The sequence below is a fragment of the Streptomyces sp. NPDC002499 genome (genome assembly GCF_053595415.1).
Genome location: NZ_JBSFXO010000002.1, coordinates 105,942 through 127,633, shown reverse-complemented (window position 1 = coordinate 127,633; position 21,692 = coordinate 105,942). Strand labels below are relative to the sequence as shown.

At 68.7% G+C, this 21,692-nt stretch carries 14 protein-coding genes and 2 pseudogenes; 6 read left to right on the top strand and 10 right to left on the bottom strand.

Annotated features, from left to right (window positions below):
* The first annotated feature begins 38 nt into the window (after positions 1-38).
* Positions 39-1,424 carry an FG-GAP-like repeat-containing protein gene (locus ACWD5F_RS05230; protein ID WP_451251244.1) on the top strand — a complete coding sequence of 462 codons (1,386 nt, stop codon included), beginning with the start codon at positions 39-41 and terminating at the stop codon, positions 1,422-1,424.
* Positions 1,425-1,709: 285 nt separating this feature from the next.
* A complete protein-coding gene (locus tag ACWD5F_RS05225; RefSeq protein ID WP_451251242.1) occupies positions 1,710-1,997 on the top strand; it encodes a hypothetical protein in 288 nt (95 codons plus the stop codon).
* 57 nt (positions 1,998-2,054) lie between these two features.
* Here ACWD5F_RS05225 and ACWD5F_RS05220 read toward each other — a convergent pair whose 3' ends face one another.
* A complete protein-coding gene (locus tag ACWD5F_RS05220; protein ID WP_451251240.1) occupies positions 2,055-3,278 on the bottom strand; it encodes an ROK family transcriptional regulator in 1,224 nt (407 codons plus the stop codon).
* Positions 3,279-3,656: 378 nt separating this feature from the next.
* On the opposite strand from ACWD5F_RS05220, the gene ACWD5F_RS05215 reads away from it, so the two are divergent.
* A complete protein-coding gene (locus ACWD5F_RS05215) occupies positions 3,657-6,827 on the top strand; it encodes a glycosyl hydrolase family 8 (protein WP_451251239.1) in 3,171 nt (1,056 codons plus the stop codon).
* Between the two features lie 135 nt (positions 6,828-6,962).
* Here ACWD5F_RS05215 and ACWD5F_RS05210 read toward each other — a convergent pair.
* The 3 genes and pseudogenes from ACWD5F_RS05210 to ACWD5F_RS05200 all read right to left on the bottom strand — a co-directional run.
* Positions 6,963-7,397: pseudogene (locus ACWD5F_RS05210) on the bottom strand (SDR family NAD(P)-dependent oxidoreductase); the annotation flags it as partial.
* 906 nt (positions 7,398-8,303) lie between these two features.
* Positions 8,304-8,996 carry a response regulator transcription factor gene (locus ACWD5F_RS05205; protein ID WP_451251237.1) on the bottom strand — a complete coding sequence of 231 codons (693 nt, stop codon included), beginning with the start codon at positions 8,994-8,996 and terminating at the stop codon, positions 8,304-8,306.
* Between the two features lie 43 nt (positions 8,997-9,039).
* On the bottom strand, positions 9,040-10,284 hold the full coding sequence (locus ACWD5F_RS05200; RefSeq protein WP_451251235.1) for a sensor histidine kinase: 1,245 nt from the start codon (positions 10,282-10,284) through the stop codon (positions 9,040-9,042).
* A 246-nt stretch (positions 10,285-10,530) separates the two neighbouring features.
* On the opposite strand from ACWD5F_RS05200, the pseudogene ACWD5F_RS05195 reads away from it, so the two are divergent.
* Positions 10,531-13,068 (top strand): annotated as a pseudogene (locus ACWD5F_RS05195) (ABC transporter permease).
* A gap of 116 nt (positions 13,069-13,184) precedes the next feature.
* On the opposite strand, the gene ACWD5F_RS05190 reads toward ACWD5F_RS05195, so the two are convergent.
* From ACWD5F_RS05190 to ACWD5F_RS05180, 3 genes are all read right to left on the bottom strand, one after another.
* Complete coding sequence (locus ACWD5F_RS05190) at positions 13,185-13,925, bottom strand: class I SAM-dependent DNA methyltransferase (RefSeq protein ID WP_451251233.1); 741 nt, start codon at positions 13,923-13,925, stop codon at positions 13,185-13,187.
* Positions 13,926-14,000: 75 nt separating this feature from the next.
* A complete protein-coding gene (locus tag ACWD5F_RS05185) occupies positions 14,001-15,758 on the bottom strand; it encodes a protein kinase domain-containing protein (protein WP_451251231.1) in 1,758 nt (585 codons plus the stop codon).
* A 411-nt stretch (positions 15,759-16,169) separates the two neighbouring features.
* Positions 16,170-18,056: an RICIN domain-containing protein gene (locus tag ACWD5F_RS05180; protein WP_451251229.1), complete on the bottom strand. Its 1,887-nt coding sequence runs from the start codon at positions 18,054-18,056 to the stop codon at positions 16,170-16,172.
* A 349-nt stretch (positions 18,057-18,405) separates the two neighbouring features.
* On the opposite strand from ACWD5F_RS05180, the gene ACWD5F_RS05175 reads away from it, so the two are divergent.
* Positions 18,406-18,975: a TetR/AcrR family transcriptional regulator gene (locus ACWD5F_RS05175; RefSeq protein ID WP_451252266.1), complete on the top strand. Its 570-nt coding sequence runs from the start codon at positions 18,406-18,408 to the stop codon at positions 18,973-18,975.
* A 143-nt stretch (positions 18,976-19,118) separates the two neighbouring features.
* On the opposite strand, the gene ACWD5F_RS05170 is transcribed toward ACWD5F_RS05175, so the two are convergent.
* From ACWD5F_RS05170 to ACWD5F_RS05160, 3 genes are all read right to left on the bottom strand, one after another.
* On the bottom strand, positions 19,119-19,385 hold the full coding sequence (locus tag ACWD5F_RS05170; RefSeq protein ID WP_451251227.1) for a hypothetical protein: 267 nt from the start codon (positions 19,383-19,385) through the stop codon (positions 19,119-19,121).
* Positions 19,382-19,627, bottom strand: coding sequence for a hypothetical protein (locus ACWD5F_RS05165; protein ID WP_451251225.1), 246 nt, complete (start codon positions 19,625-19,627; stop codon positions 19,382-19,384). Before ACWD5F_RS05165 ends, ACWD5F_RS05170 begins: the two co-directional genes overlap by 4 nt.
* 171 nt (positions 19,628-19,798) lie before the next feature.
* Positions 19,799-20,629, bottom strand: coding sequence for an NAD(P)H-binding protein (locus tag ACWD5F_RS05160; RefSeq protein WP_451251223.1), 831 nt, complete (start codon positions 20,627-20,629; stop codon positions 19,799-19,801).
* A gap of 39 nt (positions 20,630-20,668) precedes the next feature.
* On the opposite strand from ACWD5F_RS05160, the gene ACWD5F_RS05155 reads away from it, so the two are divergent.
* Positions 20,669-21,640 carry a cupin domain-containing protein gene (locus ACWD5F_RS05155; RefSeq protein WP_451251221.1) on the top strand — a complete coding sequence of 324 codons (972 nt, stop codon included), beginning with the start codon at positions 20,669-20,671 and terminating at the stop codon, positions 21,638-21,640.
* Positions 21,641-21,692: the final 52 nt, after the last annotated feature.

Genomic DNA, 21,692 nt, shown 5'->3' with positions numbered 1-21,692 from the left:
CCACCCGCCGTTCACCCGCCACTTGTGAGGGGTTCGCCTTGCCTACCCGAAGATTCCACTTGCCCGTCATCGCCGCGATGTTCCTTGCCGCCGTCACGGGGACGGCGAACGCCGCGCCCCATGCCTACGGCACCTCGCCGAAGTCCCTGTCTCCAGGCGAATCCGCGTCCGCCCGTGCCGACTTCGACGGCGACGGGTACGCCGACGTCGCCATCGGCGCCCCCGGAGGCACGATTGACGGCAAGGCGGGCGCCGGGTACATCGCCGTCGACTACGGCATGGCAGAGGGCCCCAACGGCGTCAAGCGCCAGCTGGTCAGCCAGAACCGCTACGGCGTTCCGGGCACGGCGGAGACCGGTGACCGCTTCGGCGCCCACCTCACGGCGGCGGACCTCGACGCGGACGGTTTCACCGACCTGGTCGTCTCCTCTCCCGGCGAGGACGTCGGCGACGCACAGGACGTCGGCCGGTACACCATCCTGTGGGGCAGCGTCGGCGGACTGGCCACCGCCACCGTCACCTCCCAGGGGACGACACCGACCCGTGCCGGGGACTTCGACGGCGACGGACACCTTGACCTGGTCACCGGAGACCGTGTGCTGTACGGCCCGTTCGACCGCACCGGCGGCCCCGCTCGCACCAGTGCCCTCGCGGGCGCGGACGCTCGGCTGTACGCGATGGCGTCCGGCGACCTCGACCGCGACGGCATCACCGACCTGGTCGTCAGCAGCAGTACCTCCACCACGGCCGTACCCCGACTGCGCTTGTTCAGGGGCACGCACGACGGTCTTGTGCTCGGTACGGCGATCGCCGCGCCGGACACCGCCGCCGTCGACAGCGTCGGCCTCGGCGACGTCGACGGCGACGGGCGCCAGGACGTCGTCTTCGGGCGCAGCACCTCGGGCCCCGGCGGGCTGGTGGGGGTGGTGCGCGGCACTGCGGACGGCCTCGCGTCCCGGGCCACGCTCCTGAGCCAGGACTCTCCCGATGTGCCGGGTACCGGCGAGAGCGGTGACCGCTTCGGCAGCGACGTGGCGGTCGGCGACATCGACCACGACGGGTACGCCGACGTCGTCACGGGCGTGCCCGGCGAGGACGTCGGCACCACCCAGGACGCCGGCATGTTCGTCGTCCTCAAGGGCGGCGCGGCCGGCCTCACCGGCGCGGGGGCGCAGGGCTTCACGCAGAACACCGCCGGGGTGCCGGGAACGGCCGAGACGGACGACCGCTTCGGCGGCAGCACGGCCGTCCTCGACGGGTACGTGGTGGTCGGCGCGCCCGGGGAGAACACCGGCTCCGGCTCGGTGTGGGTCTTTCCCGCTACGGCGACGGGGGTCACCGCCGACGGATCGCTGAGCTTCGGACCGGGCACGCTGGCGGCCCCCACGACGGGTGCGCAACTGGGCGCCGCCCTCCATCGCTGACGCCGGAGCTCCCGCGCACCGGGCCCGTGCCCATAGGCGAGACGGGTACGGGACCGGTGCGTACCGCCGTCCCGCTCTGTGTCGCGATCCCACCGCGGAGCTAAGCTGAACTGCTCTTCGCCTGGCTGGTCGTCGTGGTCTCACCTTGAAACAGGGGGCGCCGTGCAAGGTAGGGGTGTTGTCGCGGACCAGGTTGCCCGGAGTCGTGCGACGGAGTGGGGTTGGTTCCTGGCATGGCTTGTGGTCGGAGGGTGTCTGGCCTTCGGGCTGGCCGCCTTGCTGACGGTGGGCATCGCGTTCATCGCCGTGGCCGCCGTAGCCGCGGTGTTCCTGCTCCGGACGGGCCCCAGAGAGGCCATCGTCGGAGGTCTCGCGGGCGTGGCCCTGCCGGCCTTCTATCTCGCCTACCTGAACAGGGAAGGCCCCGGGAATGTGTGTCACACGACGGTTGACGGGAGCACGTGCACCGACGAGTACGCGCCGGTGCCGTTCCTTGTCGTCGGAACGACTCTGTTCGTCGCCGGCTTCCTGATCTTCCTGATGCTCGAACGCCGACGCAGGGGCAACGGCTGACGGACCTGTCTCCTGGTTCTCGCTGCGCGACCGCGGCCTCCCGTGCGGAGGACAGGGTCAGTCCGAGGTGTCGAACACCTCGTCCCGTGTCGCGGCGAGCGCACATTCCAGCGCGCCCCGCTGCACCGGATCGTCGGTCACCTCGCCGAGGACCAACTCGGGACGGGGAGCTGCCAGTTCGTGGAGTTCCGAGGTGACGCGTTCCAGCAACGGCTCACCTCCCGGGGAGATCGCGTCACCGGCGAGCACGACCAGTTCCGGATCGAGTACGGCCACCATCGAGGCCAGACCTGTCGCGAGACGGGTCGCATAGGTGTCGAGGAGGGTCCGGTACGGCCCGGCGCCGGCCTGTGCGGCTCGCCTCAACAGGGTTGACGCCACCTCCAGGTACGGGCCCTCGGGCACATCCGTGATGCCCAGATCGCGAGCGAGGCCGGGCAGCACCTGCGCACCGGCGAGGTCCTGGAAGCCACCACCGTTCACCTGGGTGACCCTGCGGACCAGGGGCGCCCCCGGCACGGGCAGGAACCCGATCTCCCCGGCCCCGCCGGTGAAGCCGCGATGAAGTCGGCCGCCCATCACGAGGGCGGCGCCGAGCCCTTCACCGTTCCACAGGAGTACGAAGTTCTCGTGCCGGCGAGCCGCTCCGGCGCGTTGTTCCGCCAACGCGACGAGGTTCACGTCGTTGTCGTACTCGACCGGCGTGGGCAGCGCGACAGCCAGCTCTTCGAGCAGGGTGGGGGAGTGCCAACCCGGCAAGTGCGAGGCGTAGCGCAGTCTTCCGGACGACGGATCGAAGGCGCCGGGCGTGCCGATCACGACTCGTTTCACATCCGCGCGCAACAGGCCGGCTTCCTTGACCGCCCCGTCCAGAGCCTCCGTCACCCGTCCGGTGACGTCCCAGGGCCGCTGCGTGCCCGTGGGCACCTCGCACGTCCCGACGACGGTTCCCGTCACGTCGGCCACCGCGGCGCGAATGCGCTGGGAGGTGACATCGAGTCCGGCGGCATGGGCCGCCCGGGGGTTGAGGGCGTAGAGCTGGGCGTTCGGGCCGGGGCGACCGATGCCGGGGCGGCTCATTCCTCTGGTCAGGACGAGTCCGGCTGCCTCCAGACGGGCGAGGAGCTGGGAGGCCGTGGGTTTGGACAGGCCGGTAAGTGCGCCGATGCGCGAGCGGGACAGCGCGCCGTGCTCGAGCAGCAGATCGAGCGCGGCCCTGTCGTTCATGCTCCGTAGCACGCGCGGTGTCCCCGGGACACCGCTGCGTACGTTCTGCGCCATCACTTCGACTCGTCCTCCACTCGGTTCACGCCACACGACTGTTAAGAAGGTTTCCTATTCCGGAGGAGGGTAAAACCATGCGGGCGGACAGCAGGTGGAAGTCGGCCAACGGTGGGTCCTGTGTGCGAGCACGGTTGATCTCCGGGTCGGTGTGATGGCGAGACACTGTTGTGACGTCGCTTTTCATGGATGTGATCACTCCTGTACGTCAAATGCTGCTCAATGGGGCATGTGGGGCGTCATTTCTTTAGATCATGTTCACATACATGTCTGTGTAACAGAAACTTGTCCACGCCTTGACGATCTAATAGGAAAGTTTATTAACTATCGCCTCACCGAGCCATCGAGTCGTCGGCTCCTCCTCCACGGAAGGTCTCGATGCAACCCAACTCCCCACACCTGCCACGGAAGATCGTGCTGTTGGCGCTCTCCACCGCGCTGGCTGCCGTCGTGATTCCGGCCTCCGGGGTTGTCATGTCTTCGCCCAGCGACATGACCGCCGCCGCCGCTCAACTGCCCGCCCTGGACCTCTCCCAGGCCAACCGCCGTGCTCCGGTGGCGGGCCTGTACGACTGGTCCAAGGCCGGCTACCGAGGTGGTCAGCCCCTGCCGGGCGCCTCGGACATCAACTCCAGCGCCTCCTGCAACATCACGGCCGCCAAGCTGGCCAGTCAGTACAACGTGAAGCCGAATGACAACGTCGACGACTCCGCCGGGCTCCAGGCGGCCATCGACGCCATCCGTACGAGCTGTTCGGCCGCAGCTTCCTACACCAAGCTCAGCCTGATCACCCTGCCGAGCGGCACCCTGAACGTCTCCCGGCAACTCGGCGTGGACGCCGACTACTTGGTCCTCCGAGGCGCGGGCAGCGGAGCCGACGGCACCCGCTTCGTGTTCAAGCCCGATGCCAACACCAAGTACGACGCCCTCACCGAGGACGGATCGGACTGGGACGAGGACGGGATGACCTCCGGTTCGGCCAAGGGCGGTTGGATCTGGCCGGGTCGGGGTCTGTTCCGGGTCCAGTCACGCGGCGTCGACCCCGCCTACGCCTCGGAGTACCGGGCCGCGCCGGCGAACCGCAAGGACCTCTTCGAGGGCACGGTCAACGTGCACTGGAAGGTCGGCGTCCAGCTCAGGGCCAAGCCCGGAGACACCGGCTTCGCCGCCCGGACGGGCGACAAGGTCGTCTACCTCGCCTCCAACGGCTCTCTCACCAACCTCAAGGCCGGCGCGCTCGTCAACGTCCGGGCCGCCAACTCGCAGAAGTTCTACGACCAGCAGAAGGCGCTGCCCACGCAGTACCCCCTGCTCAACATGCACATGCGTCAGCAGATCTTCCGCATCGCGTCGGTGGACTCCAGTAACCGCACGGTGACCCTCGACAAGCCGCTGGAGTACGACGTTCCCGTCAACTCGACGTCCGACGGGTCCGCTGCCATCGACGGAGCCACCTACGCCTCGAAGGTGTCCCCGCTCGTCGACCCGGTGGTGGGCGTCGGCTTCGAGAACTTCTCCCTCACGCAGGACATCCCGGGCCTCGACAAGAACGACGCCGTGCACAACTACGGCAACATGGCCCCTGCTGAGGAGATGCACGGCATCGTCTTCAAGTGGGCGGCCGATTCATGGGTCCGCGGCATCCGCACCGAGATGACCGGGTCGCACCCGATCGTGACGGAAGAGGCCAAGAACCTTCAGATCGTCGACAACTACCTCGACGGATCCTGGAACAAGGGCAAGGGCGGCAACGGATACTTCCGCGGCTCACGTGTGTGGGACTCGCTGTACGCCGGAAACGTCTCGCGCAATCTCCGGCACTTCACCTTCCAGTGGTCCGCCTCGGGCAACGTCGTGATCGGCAACGACTTCGACTCGGACCTCAACCTGCACGGCGGCTGGGAGCGTCACAACCTGTTCGAGCGCAACATATCGAACGTCCCCTACAACCACAGTTCCGGGAGCTGCTCCGCCAACTGCGGCGAGGAGGGCGGCGGCGACGCCGACGACTCCACGTGGTACCCCATCTGGTGGGGTGCGGGCAAGAAGGCCGTCAAGTGGTCGGGCGCCTCCGGACCGCAGAACGTCTTCTTCAACAACGAGCTGCGCAAGCAGACCGGTTCGGCGAGCGGTGAGTACAAGAGCTTCTACAGCGAGCCGAAGAGGATCTACCAGTTCGGCTGGAACGGTACGTCGTACCAGCACCTGGACATCGGCGGCACCCCCATCGCCGACTGGGCCAAGAACGAGACGCGCGACTACACCAATGGTCACGGCATCGACGCGACCAAGACCGACTCCGGCCCGTCCCTGTTCCTGAAGAGCGCCCCGGCCCTGCCCTCCAACCCGACCCCTGATCCGTCCGAGCCGACCCCCGACCCCAGCACTCCTCCGGCCGACGGCGTGAACGTGCCGTTCGGGAGCCACTCCTTCCCGTACGCCGCCGGCACCATCAAGGTGTCCGGGAACCAGGTCGCCAACGACGCGAAGGTGGTCGACTACTACAAGAAGTGGAAGGCCGCGTTCGTCACCTCGAAGTGCGGTAACGGCTGGTCGGCCATCGCCTCGACCGACGCCGACCACCCGTACGTCGCCGAGGGGCAGGGCTACGGGATGACGATCCTCGCCACCATGGCGGGGGCGGACCCCGATGCCAAGAAGTCCTTCGACGGCGTCCTCAAGTACGTCCTGGCCCACCCCTCGGTCAACAACGCGGACCTGCACGCCGCCGAACAGGACACGGCGTGCAAGAGCGTCAACGGCAGCGACTCGGCGACCGACGGCGATCTTGAGATCGCCTACGCGCTGCTGCTCGCCGACAAGCAGTGGGGCAGCACGGGAACGTACAACTACAAGCAGCTCGCCGTGCGTCGGATCAACGCCATCAAGGCGAGCGAGGTCGTCTCCGGCACCAAGCTGATGAACCTGGGGGACTGGTCCTCCGGTACGTACAACAACATCAGCCGGACCTCGGACTGGCTGCCCGGTCACTTCAAGGCCTTCCGCAAGGCGACCGGGGACGCGGCCTGGGACCAGATCCTGGCCAAGCACCAGAGTCTGGTCGCCGATCTGCAGTCCAAGTACGCCGCCGGCACGGGCCTGTTGCCCGACTTCGTGGTCGACACGAACACCTCTTCGCCCCGGCCCGCGCCGGGGCAGGTGCTGGAGTCGTCGCTGGACGGCGCGTACTCCTGGAACGCCTGCCGCGACCCGTGGCGGCTGGGCGTGGACGCACTCACGACCGGCGACACGAAGTCCCTGGCGGCGGTGCGGAAGATGAACTCCTGGATCAAGCAGACCACCGGCGGTGACCCGAACAAGATCCAGGCCGGCTACAAGCTCAACGGCTCCACGGCCGAGTCGGGTTCCGAGGTCGCGTTCATCGCGCCCTTCGCGGTGGCTGCCGCGACCGACTCGGGCAGCCAGGCATGGCTCGACGCCCTGTGGAGCAAGATCAACTCGGTTCCGCTCGAACCGTCGAGCTACTACGGTTCCAGCATTCAGTTGCAGGTGATGATCGCGATCACCGGAAACCACTGGTTGCCGTAGCGACACTGTCTCACCCCAGAGCGGTGGTTCTTCCGTCTCGACGAGACGGAAGAACCACCGCTTCGACGACGCGGGGCGCCAGGCCGGCGTGGCCGTCCGACGCCGCGGGCGACCACACCATCGAGGAGGCCTCGGTCAGTCCGAGGCGAGCGCCGGATAGAGCGCGGAGACCGGTGCCGCGAGGGCGCTGTGCACCTTCTTGGTCATGTCGTCGACCAGGAGTTCGTGCTCGCCGGCCTCCAGCGCGTCATGGACGGCGCCGGCGACATCGGCGGGGTTGCTCATGCCGGCACGGTCCTCGCCGGGCTGCATCGGAGTATCGATCGGGCCGGGGTAGACCCCGAGGACGCCGACGCCGTCAGGAAGGAACTCGAGGCACAGGGCATTGGTCGCCATCCACAGACCGGCCTTGGAGACACTGTGGGCCTTGCCGATCGCGAACCAGCTGAGCGCCGAGTTGATGTTGTCCAGCGCGCCCTTGCTCGCGCGCAAGGCCGGAGCGAGCGCGCGGGTGAGGCGCAGCGGGCCGACCAGGTTGGTCTCCATGGTGGCGGTGATGCCGTCGATCGGGCCGGTGAGGAGGTCGGAACGGTGGTGTCAGGCGCACGGCTCGCGGCCTGCTCGATCGAGGCGGGGTCCGGTAGATCCAGCTGCAGTGGTACGACACGCTCGTCGCCTCGCTCAAGGGCGGCGTTGACGAGAGCGGTCCCGAGTCCGCCGTGCGCGCCGGTGACGAGGACGGTGGCGCCATTGCTGGGGGTCATGAGAGGCGTGTTTCCTGTCAACCCCTGTGGCACGCCGCGCTTTGCCGCCGCACCCCGGTTGTCGTGTGCGGTTTGGCGAAAGCGAATTTCCGGCATGGTTCCGGCGGTGTGCGTTGTCGGCTGCCGTCCGGAGTTCCCCCACCGCGTCGAGGTCTGCGGTCGCCGGGCGTTGAGGTCCTGCGAGGATCTGGTCGCCGTACCGACTGGGCTCAACTCGGTGTTCGTGTGCCGGCGCAGGGACGTGGCGGTCGCGAAGGCGACGTCGGCGAAACTGTCTCGTCGACCGACAGCGTGCTCGATTCGAGCGGCTGTCGTGCCCGGTCATGTTCTGAGCGTCCACTGGCGGGCCGACGCCGTCGACGACGTCGGATCCTCGGGCATGGAGCGCTCGACATGCTTGGCGACGCGGCGGCGACGGGTGCCGGCAGCTCGGGCCCTTGAGCTGCCGACGCCCGAGGACCGGACCAAGCATCTTCCCGACACCTTGGTCTGTGTCCGCGTCGTGCATCGGGATGCGAGAGTGGGTCTGTACTTTTCGCTTACGTTTGACGTGGTCGGCCGGTTTTCCCCGAGGCTCGTGTTTCATCAGTGGGTCTTCGGCACCTTCGCCCGCGCTCGGCAGAGGTAGGGCCTGTCCGGCGGAGCAGGTCGGCGTCGCGGGGTCTGGGCCAAGAAGCACCGCACCCACCGCCCGACCCGCTGCGGTCCGCGGCTATCCGCCACTGCCGGTACAGACCCCTGTCTCCCAGGCCCAGGCCGCGATCTCGACGCGGTTGCGGGCCCCAAGCTTGCGCTGGATGTTGCCCAGGTGGGTCTTGACCGTGGAGTGGGTGATGTACAGCTCCGCCGCCACCTCTTCGTTGGTGCGCCCCCGGGCGGCGAGCCGGACCACGTCGAGCTCGCGCTGAGTGAGGGGCTCGGTGAGCCGGATCGCCGCGCGGTGGGACGTATGGCCGGGGCCGGAGTCCCCTTGCGGAAGCGGCGCCATGTGCTTCAGGAGGCGGACCGTGACCGAGGGCGAGATGAGCGAGTTGCCGGCCGCCGCCGCGCGGACGGCTTCGGCGAGGAGGGTAGGGGCGCCGTCCTTGAGAAGGAAGCCGCAGGCGCCGTTGCGCAGGGCCTGGTAGACGTATTCGTCGAGGTCGAAAGTGGTGGCGATCAGGACGTTGAGCGGATCGGGGATACCGGGGCCCGCCAGCAGGCGGGTGGCCTCCAGCCCGTCGAGGACCGGCATACGGATGTCGAGCAGGCAGACGTCCGGGCGGAGTCGGCGAGCGGCTTCCACGGCGGCGGCACCGTTGGCGGCCTCGGCGATGACGTCCATGTCCGGCTGGGCACCGAGGATCATGCGGAAGGCCGAGCGGATCATGTCCTGGTCGTCGGCGATGAGGACACGGATGTTCATGGGGCCATGGTCGCAGGGAATGCCGAGGATCCCGGCCGTGTGGTCATGGACGATTCATCGGGAGGGGGATGGCTGCGGCGACGTTCCACCCCGGGGAGCCGGTGAGGGGGCCCGCCGTGAACCGGCCGCCCAGGGCCTCGACTCGTTCGGCGAGGCCGATCAGACCGTAACCCTGCTGTCGGCTGCGCGTAGGTCGACTCGGCCCGGCGGACCGGGTGCGGTGCGGTCGTGCCTGGAGGCTCTTTCCGTTGTCGGTCACCGAGACGTCCATCCACCCGGGGTCGGCGCTTCGGAGCCGAATGTCCACGGTGACCTGTGCGTCGGCGTCGGCGTACTTGCGTACGTTGGTGAGCGATTCCTGGACCACACGGTGCACCGTGGTGCTGGTTTCGGGTGGGAGAGGCTGTTCGGTGAGGCGAGGGTCGAGGCTGAGTCGTACGGGCCGGCCCGCGGCCGAGAAGGTCTCGACCAGGTCGCGCACCCGGGTCAGGTCGCCTCCGGGGCGGGTGCCAGCGGCATCCTCAGGGGTGCGCAGCACGGACACCATGCTGCGCATGGAGTCCATCGCCTGTGAGCCGGCCTCCTCGATCCCTGCCAGCACCTGGTCCAGGTCGTCGGGGGACGGTGCTCGGCCGGCCGAGGTGACATAGCGGGCCGCCTTGGCCTGCGCGACGATCGCGGTGACATGGTGGGCCACGAAGTCGTGAAGCTCCCGGGCCTGTTCCAGACGCTCGGCCTGACGGGCTGTCTGCTCGGCGGTCCGCCGCTCGCGGACCCGCACCGTGTCGACCAGACGCAGATACAGACCGAGAACGACCATCAGCACGATGAAAACGAGCAGGACCGGCACACCAAGGGTTTTCACGTGGTCGTACTCGGATTCCGGGATCCGCAGGAGCAGAAGTCCGGCGGCCGCGCTCGTCGCGGGTACCAAGGCCGCGATCCCCGGCAGCGACCGGAGACGCACCGTACGAGCGATCAGCAGCAGGAGCGCGCAGAGTTCCATGAGCCCCGGAGTGTTCTCCGGCCGGTGGTTCTGCGGCAGTTGGACATCGGCCACCGACAGCGCGAGCGACGCGACCACGGCGCAGCCGACGGCGAGGGGGAAGCGGGCGGGCGGCACGACCAGAGCCGTCACACACGCAGCGCCCGTGACGACGGCGGCGATGGTGGTGGGGAGGAAGCGGGTGTTGAGCCCCTCGACGACAAGAAGGGCGAGCACGGGGACGCCCGCCGGCAAGAGCAGAACCTGATGGGTGCGTGAGCGGTTCCGGAAAGCGTGCGTCATAGCCCCTCACCGTACGGCGGTGTCCGACGGACCGCCTCGGCTCTTCGGCCGATACGGACAGGGCGCGCCGTTCGGCAATTCGGCTGATCCGCGGCGGTGTGGCTCCACCGGAGGATCGGAGGGAGGGACGACGGCAGGTCCATCGTTCCTTCCTCCACTCCGTTTTGACGCACCGGTGCTCCGGCAGGGCTTGGACGTCCCCTTGCGCCGCGCCCCTGTCCCTCCTCCTCCCAGGACTGATCCCCCATGTTCCGTAGCGCTCTGCGCAATGTGCTGGCACACAAGTCGAGGCTGTTGATGACCGTCCTCGCGGTGACCCTCGGCGTGGGCTTCACCGCCGGCACCCTGGTCTTCAGCTCGACCGTCTCGGCCGCGTACCGCAACGGCTCCGACCGGGGTTTCCGTCAAGTGGACGTCGCTGTGCGGTCGGACGGTGTCCAGGCCAGGCCGGACACCGCCGCCAGGCTCACTCAGCGACTGGTGGACCGTATGGCCAAGGTTCCGGGGGTGCGATAGGTGACCGCGGTGGTGTCCGGGTTCACCGCCGTGGCCGGCAGGAACGGCGGGCTGGTGGGGGAGGGATGGTCCACGCAGGGTGCCAACTACGCCGTGGCGGACGGGAGTCGGGACACCCGTTACCCGATCAGGGAGGGCCGCGCACCGAACGGACCGCACGAAGTAGCACTGGACGCCCGGACCGCCGAGCGGGCGGGATACCGCGTCGGTGACGCCGTACGCCTGTCGGTCGACGGGCCGGTCCGTACCCCGCGGCTGGTCGGGATCTTCACCACCGACAGTGGCGAGGTCGCGGTCGGCGGCACCCTCGCCCTGTTCGACACGCCCACCGCTCAGCGACTGTTCGCCAGGCCGGGGGAGTTCAGCGAGGTCGACGTCGAAGCCGCACCGGGTACCTCCCAGGCCGAACTCGCCGCAGCCGTCGGCAAGATGCTCCCGAAAGGGTTGTGGTCGACCACCGGTCAACAGCTCGCCGACTCGGCGGCCCTGAGGGCGGAGAGCAGCGTGGACTCACTGCGATCCACCCTGCTGGTCTTCGCCGGCGTTTCCCTCTTCGTCGGGATTTTCCTCATCGCCAACACCTTCACCATGCTCGTCGCCCAGCGCGCCAGGGAGCTGGCGCTGCTTCGCGCGGTGGGTGCCACCCGCCGTCAGGTGACCCGCTCCGTCCTCGTCGAGGCCTTTGTCGTCGGTCTCGTCGCCTCGCTGGCGGGGCTCGCTGTCGGCATCGGTATCGGTGCCGCGCTGCGCCCGTTGACATCGTCCGTCGGGGCGGGGGGAAGCACCCTTCCCGACGGCCCGATGGTCATCACCCCGGCCACGGTCGTCACTTCGTTCGTCCTCGGTATCGGCGTCACCATGTTGGCCGCATGGCTGCCTGGCCGACGTGCCGCGAGGATTCCACCGGTGGCCGCGATGGGCAGCACGTACGCGGTGGCCAGTCCCCGCTCGCTGGTCCTGCGCAACACACTGGGGGCCCTCGTCACCGCACTCGGCGCTGTGATCGTGCTGAGCGCGACCGGCATGACGATGAACGACGGGCAGATGGTGATGCTGCTGGGCAGTGCGGTCCTGATGACCGGGGTGCTCGTCCTCACCCCGCTGCTGTCCCGCCCCTTCCTCGCAGGTGCCGCCCCACTCCTGCGTGCCTTCGGCGTCTGCGGCAAGCTCGCCCGCGAGAACGCGCTCCGCAATCCGCGCCGTACCGCCGTCACGGCCTCCGCCCTCACTGTCGGCCTCACCATGGTCACCGCGCTGACGGTGGTCGGGGTCAGCAGTCAGGCGGACGTCGACCGGCGGACGACCGCCTCCCTGTCGGCGGACTACGTGGTGCGGATGGCGTCCTACGACCCGCTCTCCAGGACGGTGGAGAAGCGCCTGGCGAGGGTCGCCGCAGTGAGCGCCGTGAGCCCGTTGCGTGAGGCACTGGTCGGTTTCGACGGCGAGGAGACGTTCGTGACCGGCGTCGACGCGGCCACCGTCCGGCGGCTGGTCCGACCCGACTTCACGGAGGATTCGCTGGCCGGATTCGGCGGCCGCGGCATCATCGTCTCCACGGATGTGGCGAGCGAGCGTGGCTGGCGGACCGGAACGCGCGTGCCCGTCACCTATCCGGACGGCAAGCGGAGTCGGCTGACCGTCTCCGGTGTCTACCAGGGCAGTGCCCTGCTGCAGGGCGTCGTCACCGACACTCGTACTCTCGACCCGCACCTGGAGACCGTGGCCGCCCGGCAGGTCCTGGTGAAGACCGAGGGCGGCCCCGGCGACACCGTCAAGAGCGCGATCGGCAGGGCGCTCGGCGACAGCCCGGCCGTCCTGGTCCAGAGCAGACAGGACGTCTCCGAGTCCATCGCCCGCACCACCACCATGATGCTCAACATCCTCTACGGGCTGCTCTCCATGGCCGTGATCGTGGCCGTCCTCGGAGTCATCAACACTCTGGCCATGTCCGTGGCCGAACGGGCGACGGAGATCGGCATGCTGCGTGCCGTCGGGTTGGACCGGCACGGCGTCAGGCGCATGGTGCGTCTGGAGTCCCTCACCATCTCCCTGTTCGGAGGCCTCCTCGGCATCGGGCTGGGCGTCTTCTTCGGCTGGGCCGGGAGCCGGTTGCTCGCCACCGACATGCCGGGCTTCGCCCTCGTCCTGCCCTGGGGACGTCTGGGGCTCTTTCTGGCGCTCACCGTCCTCGTGGGAACGCTCGCCGCACTGTGGCCCGCCCACCGCGCCGCCCGCCTGGACGTACTGGACGCGATCAAGGCGGAGTGACGCCAGGGGGTTTGCGCGGGCGCCGAGTGAGGCCGGGGGCAGCATGATCGTCACCGTGATGCCCCACCAGGAGTTTCCTGACAGGCACGGCGCACGTTGACACCCGGTGGCCGACCTCAGGTCGGCTTGCGCCATACGGAGATGTGCTTCGCGGAGTCCTGGGTGAAGGGCGCCCCGTCCCAGTCCGCAACGCGACGTTCCAGTTCGAGACCGGCGATCCGTGCCATCAGGTCGAGCTCTGCCGGCCAGGCGTACCGGTGCCGGGAGTCGCCGCGGCGGTAGTGGCCGTCGCCGCCGTCGCGGGTGAAGTGGTGCGAGACGAGAATCTGCTCGACCAGGTCGAAGGTGTCGAAGCCGAGATGATGCTCGGAGACGTCGAACGGCACCGCGACCTGGCCGGGCGGCAGGAACCGCAGCGGCGGCACGCCCAGCTCGATGACGAATCGGCCGCCGGGCTCAAGATGACGCGCCGCGTTGCGGAAGCACTCGACCTGTTCGTCCTGCGTGAGGAGGTTCGTGATGGTGTTGTAGACGAGATAGACCAGGGTGAACGCGCCGGGGACGACGGTGGTGGCCATGTCTCCAATGGCCACCGGGAGCGCGTTCTCGTCGATCTTGCGCCGCAGTACCGCTGCCATGTGCTCGGACAGTTCGATGCCTACCACCGGCACGCCGCGCTCCCGGAGCGGGAGGCCCACTCGTCCGGTCCCGATGGCGAACTCCAGGGCCCGGCCGTCTCCGGCGAGTTCGGCGAGGAAAGCGAGAGTCGGTCCGAGAACGGAGGCCGAGGACATCTCGGTCTCCTCGGCGTCGTAGCGGTCGGCGGTCGCGCGGGTCCACAGCTCACTGCTCGTCACGGGCGGTCACTTTGCCGGGTGGCGCAGGGCGTTGTCGACGCATTTACCGCCCACCGGCCGATGGTCCGTGAACCTCTATCCGCCGCTCGCCGCGGATACGCATGTCAGCGAGAACGGCACCGAGTTGGACGTCGCTTCGAAGGGCGACTTGATCTCGACGGCCATCGCGCTCTGCAGCGTGCCGGACTTCGCCCAGGTCGACAGTTGCACGGACTCCCGCTGGGTGCGGGGGCCGCCTTCCGTGAACGACAACGTCCGCCACTCCTGGTCGATCACCGAGCCGTCTGTCGAGATCCAGCGGTACGAGAACTGGAACGGCAGGGAGGCGACGGTGAAGGTCGCGGTGAAGCGGGGTGACGAGTCCTGGGCAGGGCAGCTTCCGGAGAACGTGGTGGAGGAGCCCTTCACACTGACCGAGACGGGCTGCTGCTGAGCGGAGGCGTCCTGCTTCGGAGCCCCGCCGGTCTTCGGGCCGGCGCCGTCGTCGCCGTTGCCGCCGAGCACATAAGCCGTGCCACCGCCCACCAGGGCGAGCACCAGGAGCGCCCCGCCGATCAGGTACGGGATGCGCTTCGGCCGCCGTGCCGGTACGGGTGCGGAATCGGGCGTGGGCATCGGTGCATGGGCCAGAGCCTCCGCCGCCGTTTCCGTCGTTCTTGCCGGAATGGCAGGTGGCGTGGGTGTGCCCGTGGCAGAGCTTGCCTGAGGGAAGCCAGGTGCAGGAGCGGCAGTCGTCGTTGTGACAGTCAATTCGGCCGCAGTCCCTCGGCTCGAAGCGACTGGACGGGGCTCAGCGGGACGGCTTTCGGAAGGAGTGCCTGCCGGCGTCGTCGCGCGCCGGGGATCGGTAGCGGCCTTCGAGACCCGAGATATCTTCAAAGTTCTCCCCGACTCGACCGAGGCCTCCCGTGCGGTCTCCGCGAAGGCTGCCTCGGGTCGGGGCAGTTCGCCGTCGACGGCAGTGGGGGTCTGTGCGGACGGAACGGCGCTACCGGCAGCCACCGCGGACAGCTCCCGCTCCGCCTCCTCGGGTGACAGCCGCTCGGTGGGGTCCTTGCGCATCAGGCCCTCGATGACGGATGCGAGGGGGCCGGCCCGGTGCGGCGGAGGCAACTGGTCGTCCACGACGGCGCGGAGGGTACTGAGAGGCGTCGTGCGACGGAAAGGCGACTGACCCTGGACGGCCGCGTAGAGCAGTGCGCCGAGCGACCAGAGATCCGACGCGAGGGTCGGAGTCTGCCCCAACGCCCGCTCAGGAGCCAGGTATTCGGGTGTGCCGACAACCTCGCCGGTCATCGTCAACGCGGTGTCCCCCTCAAGAGTGGCGATGCCGAAGTCGGTGAGGACCACCCTGCCGTCGTCGCCGAGCAGGACATTGGCGGGTTTGACGTCGCGGTGCAGTACGCCGGCCGCGTATGCGGCGCGCAGCGCGGCGAGAACCTCGGCACCGATGTGGGCGGACCGCTGAGGGGGAAGCGTTCCCTCGGATCTGATCACCTCGGCCAGTGAACGGCCGCGGACGAACTCCATGACGATCCAGGGGCGGCCGTCGTAGGTGACCACGTCGTGCACTGTCACCACGCTGCGGGCGCTGATGCGCGCCGCCGAGAGGGCCTCCCGCTCCATGCGGGTGTACATCCGCTGGATCTGATCCGTGGTCAGTCCGGCGGGGGCGCGTACCTCCTTGACGGCGACGTCACGGTGCAGCACCTCGTCAAGGGCCCGCCACACCGTGCCCATTCCGCCCTCCCCGAGAACGGACTGCAAGCGGTAGCGCCCGCCGACCAGTTGCTCGGCGACATCGTTGTCTGAGGCCACGTCATCATGACGCATCGTGCTCGTACTTCCTGTCTTCCGCGAATGACCAGGGCATGCCGGCGCCGGTCGGGGCGGCACAACCGGCTGCGGGCACACACTAAGTCACCATTCGCTCAACCAGAAAGCGGCGCTTGGGAGTTGTCCCGCCCTGAGACGACCGACGGCCGCCGTTCGACGCACACGAGCGTGACAACGCTGTCGGTCTCCTGCGTCGTGCTTGTCGTCCACGACCCAGACCCCGCCCCGCTCCGCGATGACGCAGCGCCCGGTCCGAGGTGTGCGCGGAGACGGCCGTCGCACCAACGGCGGCGGATCCGGGCGCCGGGAAGTTCCTGCGCGGCCGCTCGGGGTGGCTCCAGGGATGCCTCTGGTCGAAACGGTCGAGGCACGCCGGGACGCGCACAGCCCGGCGTGCCGTGCAACGGGTCAGGAAGTCAGGCGGAATGACTGGGCCGGCGAGCCGGAGCAGCTCTGCTGGGAGAGTTTCGCGCCGTTGGCCGTGGAGGAGCCGTCCACGGCCAGGCACTTGTTGCTGTGCCGGGCCACGAAGCGGTACTGCCCCGAGGCCACGGCCTCGGCGCGCCACTGCTGATTGGTGCCGCCGACGTAGTCCCACAGGTGCACTTTGGCGCCGTCCGCCGTCGCTCCCGCGCCACCGTCCACATCCCACGACTTGTTGTTGTGCTGGTTGACGACCTGGTAATAGCCGTCGCCGGTGGAGCGGAACTGCCACTTCTCGTTCGCTCCGTCGCCGCACGTCCACTGCTGGAGCAGGGTGCCGTTGACCGTCCCCCAGTCCGTGGCGTCCAGGCAGGCACCGCTGTTGGCATTGGCCACCCGGTACCAGGCGCTGGTGTCGATCGGGCCGGTCGGGTCAGTGCTGCCGGACGGGTTCCATACGAAGGTGGCGACCGCACCGCCCGGCAGGGTGTAGGCGAGGGAGCGGCCGTTGTCGGTGATGGAGAAGCGCTGCGTGCCGCCGGTGTTCACCACGTAGGCGACGCGCGTGCCGTCCGGGTTCTGGAAGGCGACGTCCTGGATGCCTCCGCTCTGGCTGGTGGAGCCGATCCGGGTGGCACCGACCTTGACGAACTTGCTGATGTGGCCGAGCGAGTAGTACTCCGCGCCCCGGTTGACGCTGCCGTTCGCGATCTCCACCACGCCGTTGCAGCGGGTGCCGCAGAGGCCCTGGTGCGGGCCGCCGTTCTGGTCGAGGGCGAGGTTCCAGGTAACGACGGTCTCGCCGCCGTTGCGCATGTTCTGCACGACGAGGTTCTCGGCCTGCCAGCGCAGGCTGTCCCCGAAGGTATTGGCCTTGTTGTCGCTGTCGGTGCCGGAGCACTCAGTGAAGAAGACCCGTTTGCCGGTGCTGTAGACCTGCTGCTCGGCGGCGGGATTTCCGAGGTAGCAGTGGAACGCCGCGCCGATCACCCGGCTGATCCCGCTGGTGCGGGAGAACACGTCCAGGGGGTAGTTGGGGTGGTCCCAGTTGTGGTCGAACGCGAGGATGTTCGTCGGCAGCCCGGCGGCCGTCAGCCGCTGGTCCAGGACACGGATGAAGTCGGCCTGCTGGGTGGAGTTCATCGACATCGAGGGGTAACTGGTCGGGTTCTCCGGCTCGTTCTGCACCGTGAGGTCGGTGAGAGTGATGCCCTCCTGGCCGTATGCCTTGATCGCTTTGACCAGGTAGTCGGCGAAGTCGCCGTAGTTCTCGGTGCGGAGGCTGCCGCCGTTGAGGGAGTTGTTGGTCTTCATCCAGGCGGGCGGTGACCAGGGGGTGCCCATGAAACGGATGGACGGGTTGACGGCGAGGGCCTGCTTGACGACGGGGACGATCTCCCGTTTGTCGCGGTCGATGGAGAACTGCCCGCGGGTGTCCTCGTAGGAATGCGGGTCGTTGGAGGCGTCGAAGTCCGTGCTCGCGAGTGGCTGGCGCAGGTAGGACAGGCCGATGCCGTCGCCCGAGGTGGAGAACAACGAGCGCATGAGGTCGTTGCGCCGGTCCGCCGAAAGCCCCTGTACGAGGTGTGCGGAGGCGCCGGTCACCGAGGCGCCCGCGCCGGTGTAGCGCTGGCCCCGCTGGTTGCCGTCGATGCGTACGTCAGTGCCTTGCGGCGAGCTGTTGAACGCGACCGTGCCGTCGGAGCTGAGCTTGCGGGTGCCGTCGCCGGTGGTCACCCAGACCTGGGCGACCGGATCGGCCGCGTGCGCGATGCCGCCGCTGAGGAGGCCCAGTCCCGTAGCGGTGAGGGCGAGGGACAGGGCAACGGCTGTTCCGGTCCGTCGGGGACGGATTCTGCGGAGGTGTGACACAGGAGCGGCTCTCCTTCGGTTGCTTGCACGTGGGGGATGCACCGGAAGGCTCCGCCGCGTGTCAGGGAGGCAACGGAGCCGTCCGGCATTCGAAGGGTTGGTGCGCTCACGCCGCCGAGATCCGCGCGTGACGGCGGTGTGACGGCGCCATGAAAGCACACTTACTAAACACTCAGTAAGTGGTCTGCATCACAATGATGGGAATCACCGCAAGATCATCCTCGGGGTGTTCCGCCAACGTAAGGTGGTGCGTGTGACTGACCGGCCGGTAGGAGAAGTCGCCCGAAATGCCCGCGACAGACCCCGCGTCCCGCGTAGTGCCGGGGCACAGCGGCGTCAGCAGGACATCCTGCACATCGCGATGGACACCTTCGCGGCGCGCGGCTACAACAACGCATCCTTGGCCGAGATCGCCGACCGGGCGGGCCTCACGCAGGCCGGCGTCCTGCATTATTTCCGCTCCAAATCGCTGCTGCTGACCAGCGTGCTCGAACTACGCGACGACACGGACATCGAACAACTCGGCACCGAGCGTCCGCGCGGACTGCAGTTCCTGCACCACCTCGTCGAGACCGCGCGCCGCAACGCGGAGCGGGAAGGCATCGTCCGGCTCTACGCCGTACTCTCCGCCGAGTCCGTCACCGACGACCACCCGGCCCAGGACTACTTCCGTGACCGGTACTCCGGACTGCGCGTTTTCGTCGCCGACGCCCTCACCGAGACGTGCGGACTCGGCAACAGCGCAGTGGACACGGACCGCGCGCGGCACGCGGCCAACGCGGTCATCGGCGTCATGGACGGCCTCCAGATCCAGTGGCTCCTCGACCCCACCGCCGTCGACATGGCAACCTCCACGGAACTGGTCATCGACTCGATCCTGACCGCGCTGACGGACGGTGGGCCCGGCGCACCGGAGTGAATGCAGGAACCGCGCCGGCTGCCCAGCAGAGTGACGTCGTGCGGCGCGAGGTTCGAAGGCGCAGGCAGAACGCCGAGTGCAGCCGAGGGCCTCGAAGTACGCCTTCTGTGCGGGGTAGGAGTCCTCGAACTCAGGCTGCGGCCCTACCCTGCGGCGGTCAGCATGTCCAGGCAGTACTCAACTTCGATCCGGAGCGAACACCAAGGCGCCGACTCCTCGAACACCGTCTGCACCTCGACGGTGTGCCCGGGTGCCGCCTGTCCCCGCCGCGGGCCGAACCAGTGGGCGGTGAGCGCCGGCTCGGTGACGCTTGCCCAGACGTCGTCGACGACGACGCGGTAGCTGCGAGTGAGGATGAGTTCGTGACCTGCCGGCGTGGTAACGAGTCGTCCGGTGGGCCAGGAGGTCACGCGGTGTCCTCCTCGGGACGGTGCGCGGTGCGGTGATCGTCGGAGGTATCGGCCCGACCGCGGTCCCGACGGGCGCGGTGAACCTCGGTCTCCAACGCCGCCAGTCGCTGCGACCAGCCGACAGGTTGGGCGTCGAACTGGGTGGGCCAGGCGGTGAGGTCGCCCGGCGGGGAGCGGACGAGGGAGCAGCGCCGGTGGCGTCCGATGCGCTGGTCCCGGACGAGGCCGCTCTCTCGCAGCACGCGCAGATGGCGGCTGAAGGCGGGTCGGCTGATGGTGAACCGGGAATCGATGTCACCCGCCGTCAGCGGGGCGCCGCCGAGGTCGCGGTCGGGGCACCCGGGACGAAACCGCTCGCACTCGCACCGGCGAACAGGGCCTTCCGGGCGTGGTTGTCAGTGAACCGGTCGGTGTCAGCCGGAATCCTTGGTCCACGAGGCGCCGGGAACCTCGCGTGCGGCCCAGTCCGCGAACGCGGTGGCCTCGCGACCGAGAACCTGCCGGACTCCGTCGGAGAGGTACGCATCGGCTCCGGTGCGAATCGCCTCCAGCATCGCCATCCGCCACCGCACGTACTCCTGGGGTGTGCCTGCCGCCCGCAGCCGGGCCACATGGGCGTCCGGATCCTCGGGCTCGAACCGGACCGTGGTCCCCGAAGCCGCCGAGAGGATTCCTGCCGCCTCCTCGAACGTAAGGGCAACAGGGCCCGACAGGGAGAGTCGCTCGCCGATGAATACGCGCTCGATGAGGACCTTCGCGGCAACCGCGGCGATGTCACTCACGTCGATGAACGGTTCAGCCCCTGCGCCCGCAGGCGCGGTGATGAGCCCGTTGACGGGCGCGAACATCGCCTCGGTGAAGTTCTGGTCGAAGTGGGTGGGGCGCAGCACGGTCCAGGGGACCGGCCCCGCCGAGAGTGCCTGCTCGGCGAGGTCCACTGCGCCGCCGGGAAGGAACTCCACCGCGCGCGCGGAGAGCAGCACCGCGTGCCGCACGCCCGCCGCGGCCGCGACCCTCAGGAACGAGGTCAGCTGACCGCTCCAGTCCCGTGTGGAGCCCGGGCCGACGATGAACACGCCGTCAGCCCCTGTGGACGCGGGCTGCCAGGTGGAGCTGTCATTCCAGTCGAAGCGTGTCGGGGTGTTCCGGCCGACTGCGACCGCGTGATGTCCCTGTGCTTGCAGCGTCTCGTCGAGACGCCGCCCGGTTTTGCCGCTGCCGCCAAGAAGAAGGAACTTTGCCATGCCCTCGAAGGTACGGAGCCGTCGGGCGATGTTGGATAGGTGATCAGCCAGAAAACATTGGTGTTCGTCTACGGTGGGGGCGTGGACGTGCTCAGCTTTCAGCTCACCCGTGCGCGCGCTCGTGGTGCGGTGTTCTCCGCCCTGCGTCGAGTGGCGCCCTGGGGGCTGGGATTCAGCGGGCAGCGACCCCTGACCGCGCACATCCTTCTCGACGGCACCGGCTGGCTCACCACATCCCAGGAAGAGCCGGTGCGGCTCACCGCGGGCGATGTCGTCCTCGCCACTCCCGGGGACCCGTATCAACTGGTCAGCGACGTCGGCGCGGACATCGAGACGATTACGGACGCCCGCAGCCGCGGCAGCGACGACGAGCCGGGACAGGCGTCCCACATTCTCTGCGGCGCCTACATCGTGGAAGGAAGCGTCGGGAAGAGTCTGCTCGAATCACTGCCCCGATTCGTACGTATTCCAGCCCAGGCGCAAAGCGCCCGGCATCGCGACGCGATCAGCCTGCTGGCCGCAGAGGCAGAAGGAACGGAGTCCGGACAGCAGGTTCTGCTGGACCGGCTGCTGGATCTCAACCTGGTCTACGCCCTGCGCACCTGGTGGCAGCAGGAGCAAGAAAAGGCGCCCGGTTGGTTCCGGGCGCTGGCCGACCCGCGTCTCGCACCGGTGATCCATGCGATCCATGAACACCCCGAGCGCGCGTGGACGGTGGACACCATGGCCCATACCGCCGAAATGTCCCGGGCCGGCTTCTCCGCCGCCTTCAAAGAGGTCATCGGGCAGAGTCCCGGCACCTATCTGACGCGACTGCGGATGGGACACGCCGAAGACGCACTCCTGCGTACCGATGCCACCCTGGCCACCATCTCGGCCGAAGTCGGGTACACCAACGAGTTCGCGTTCGCCACTGCCTTCCGCCGCACGCATGGCCTTCCCCCTGGCCGGTGGCGCGCCGCCCACCGGCCCACGGTCCAGCGAGAACCTTCAGACGTCGGCACACCGTGACAATTCGTCCGTGCCGGGAAGCGTCGCGCAAGGCCCGCACGAAAGCTGGAGC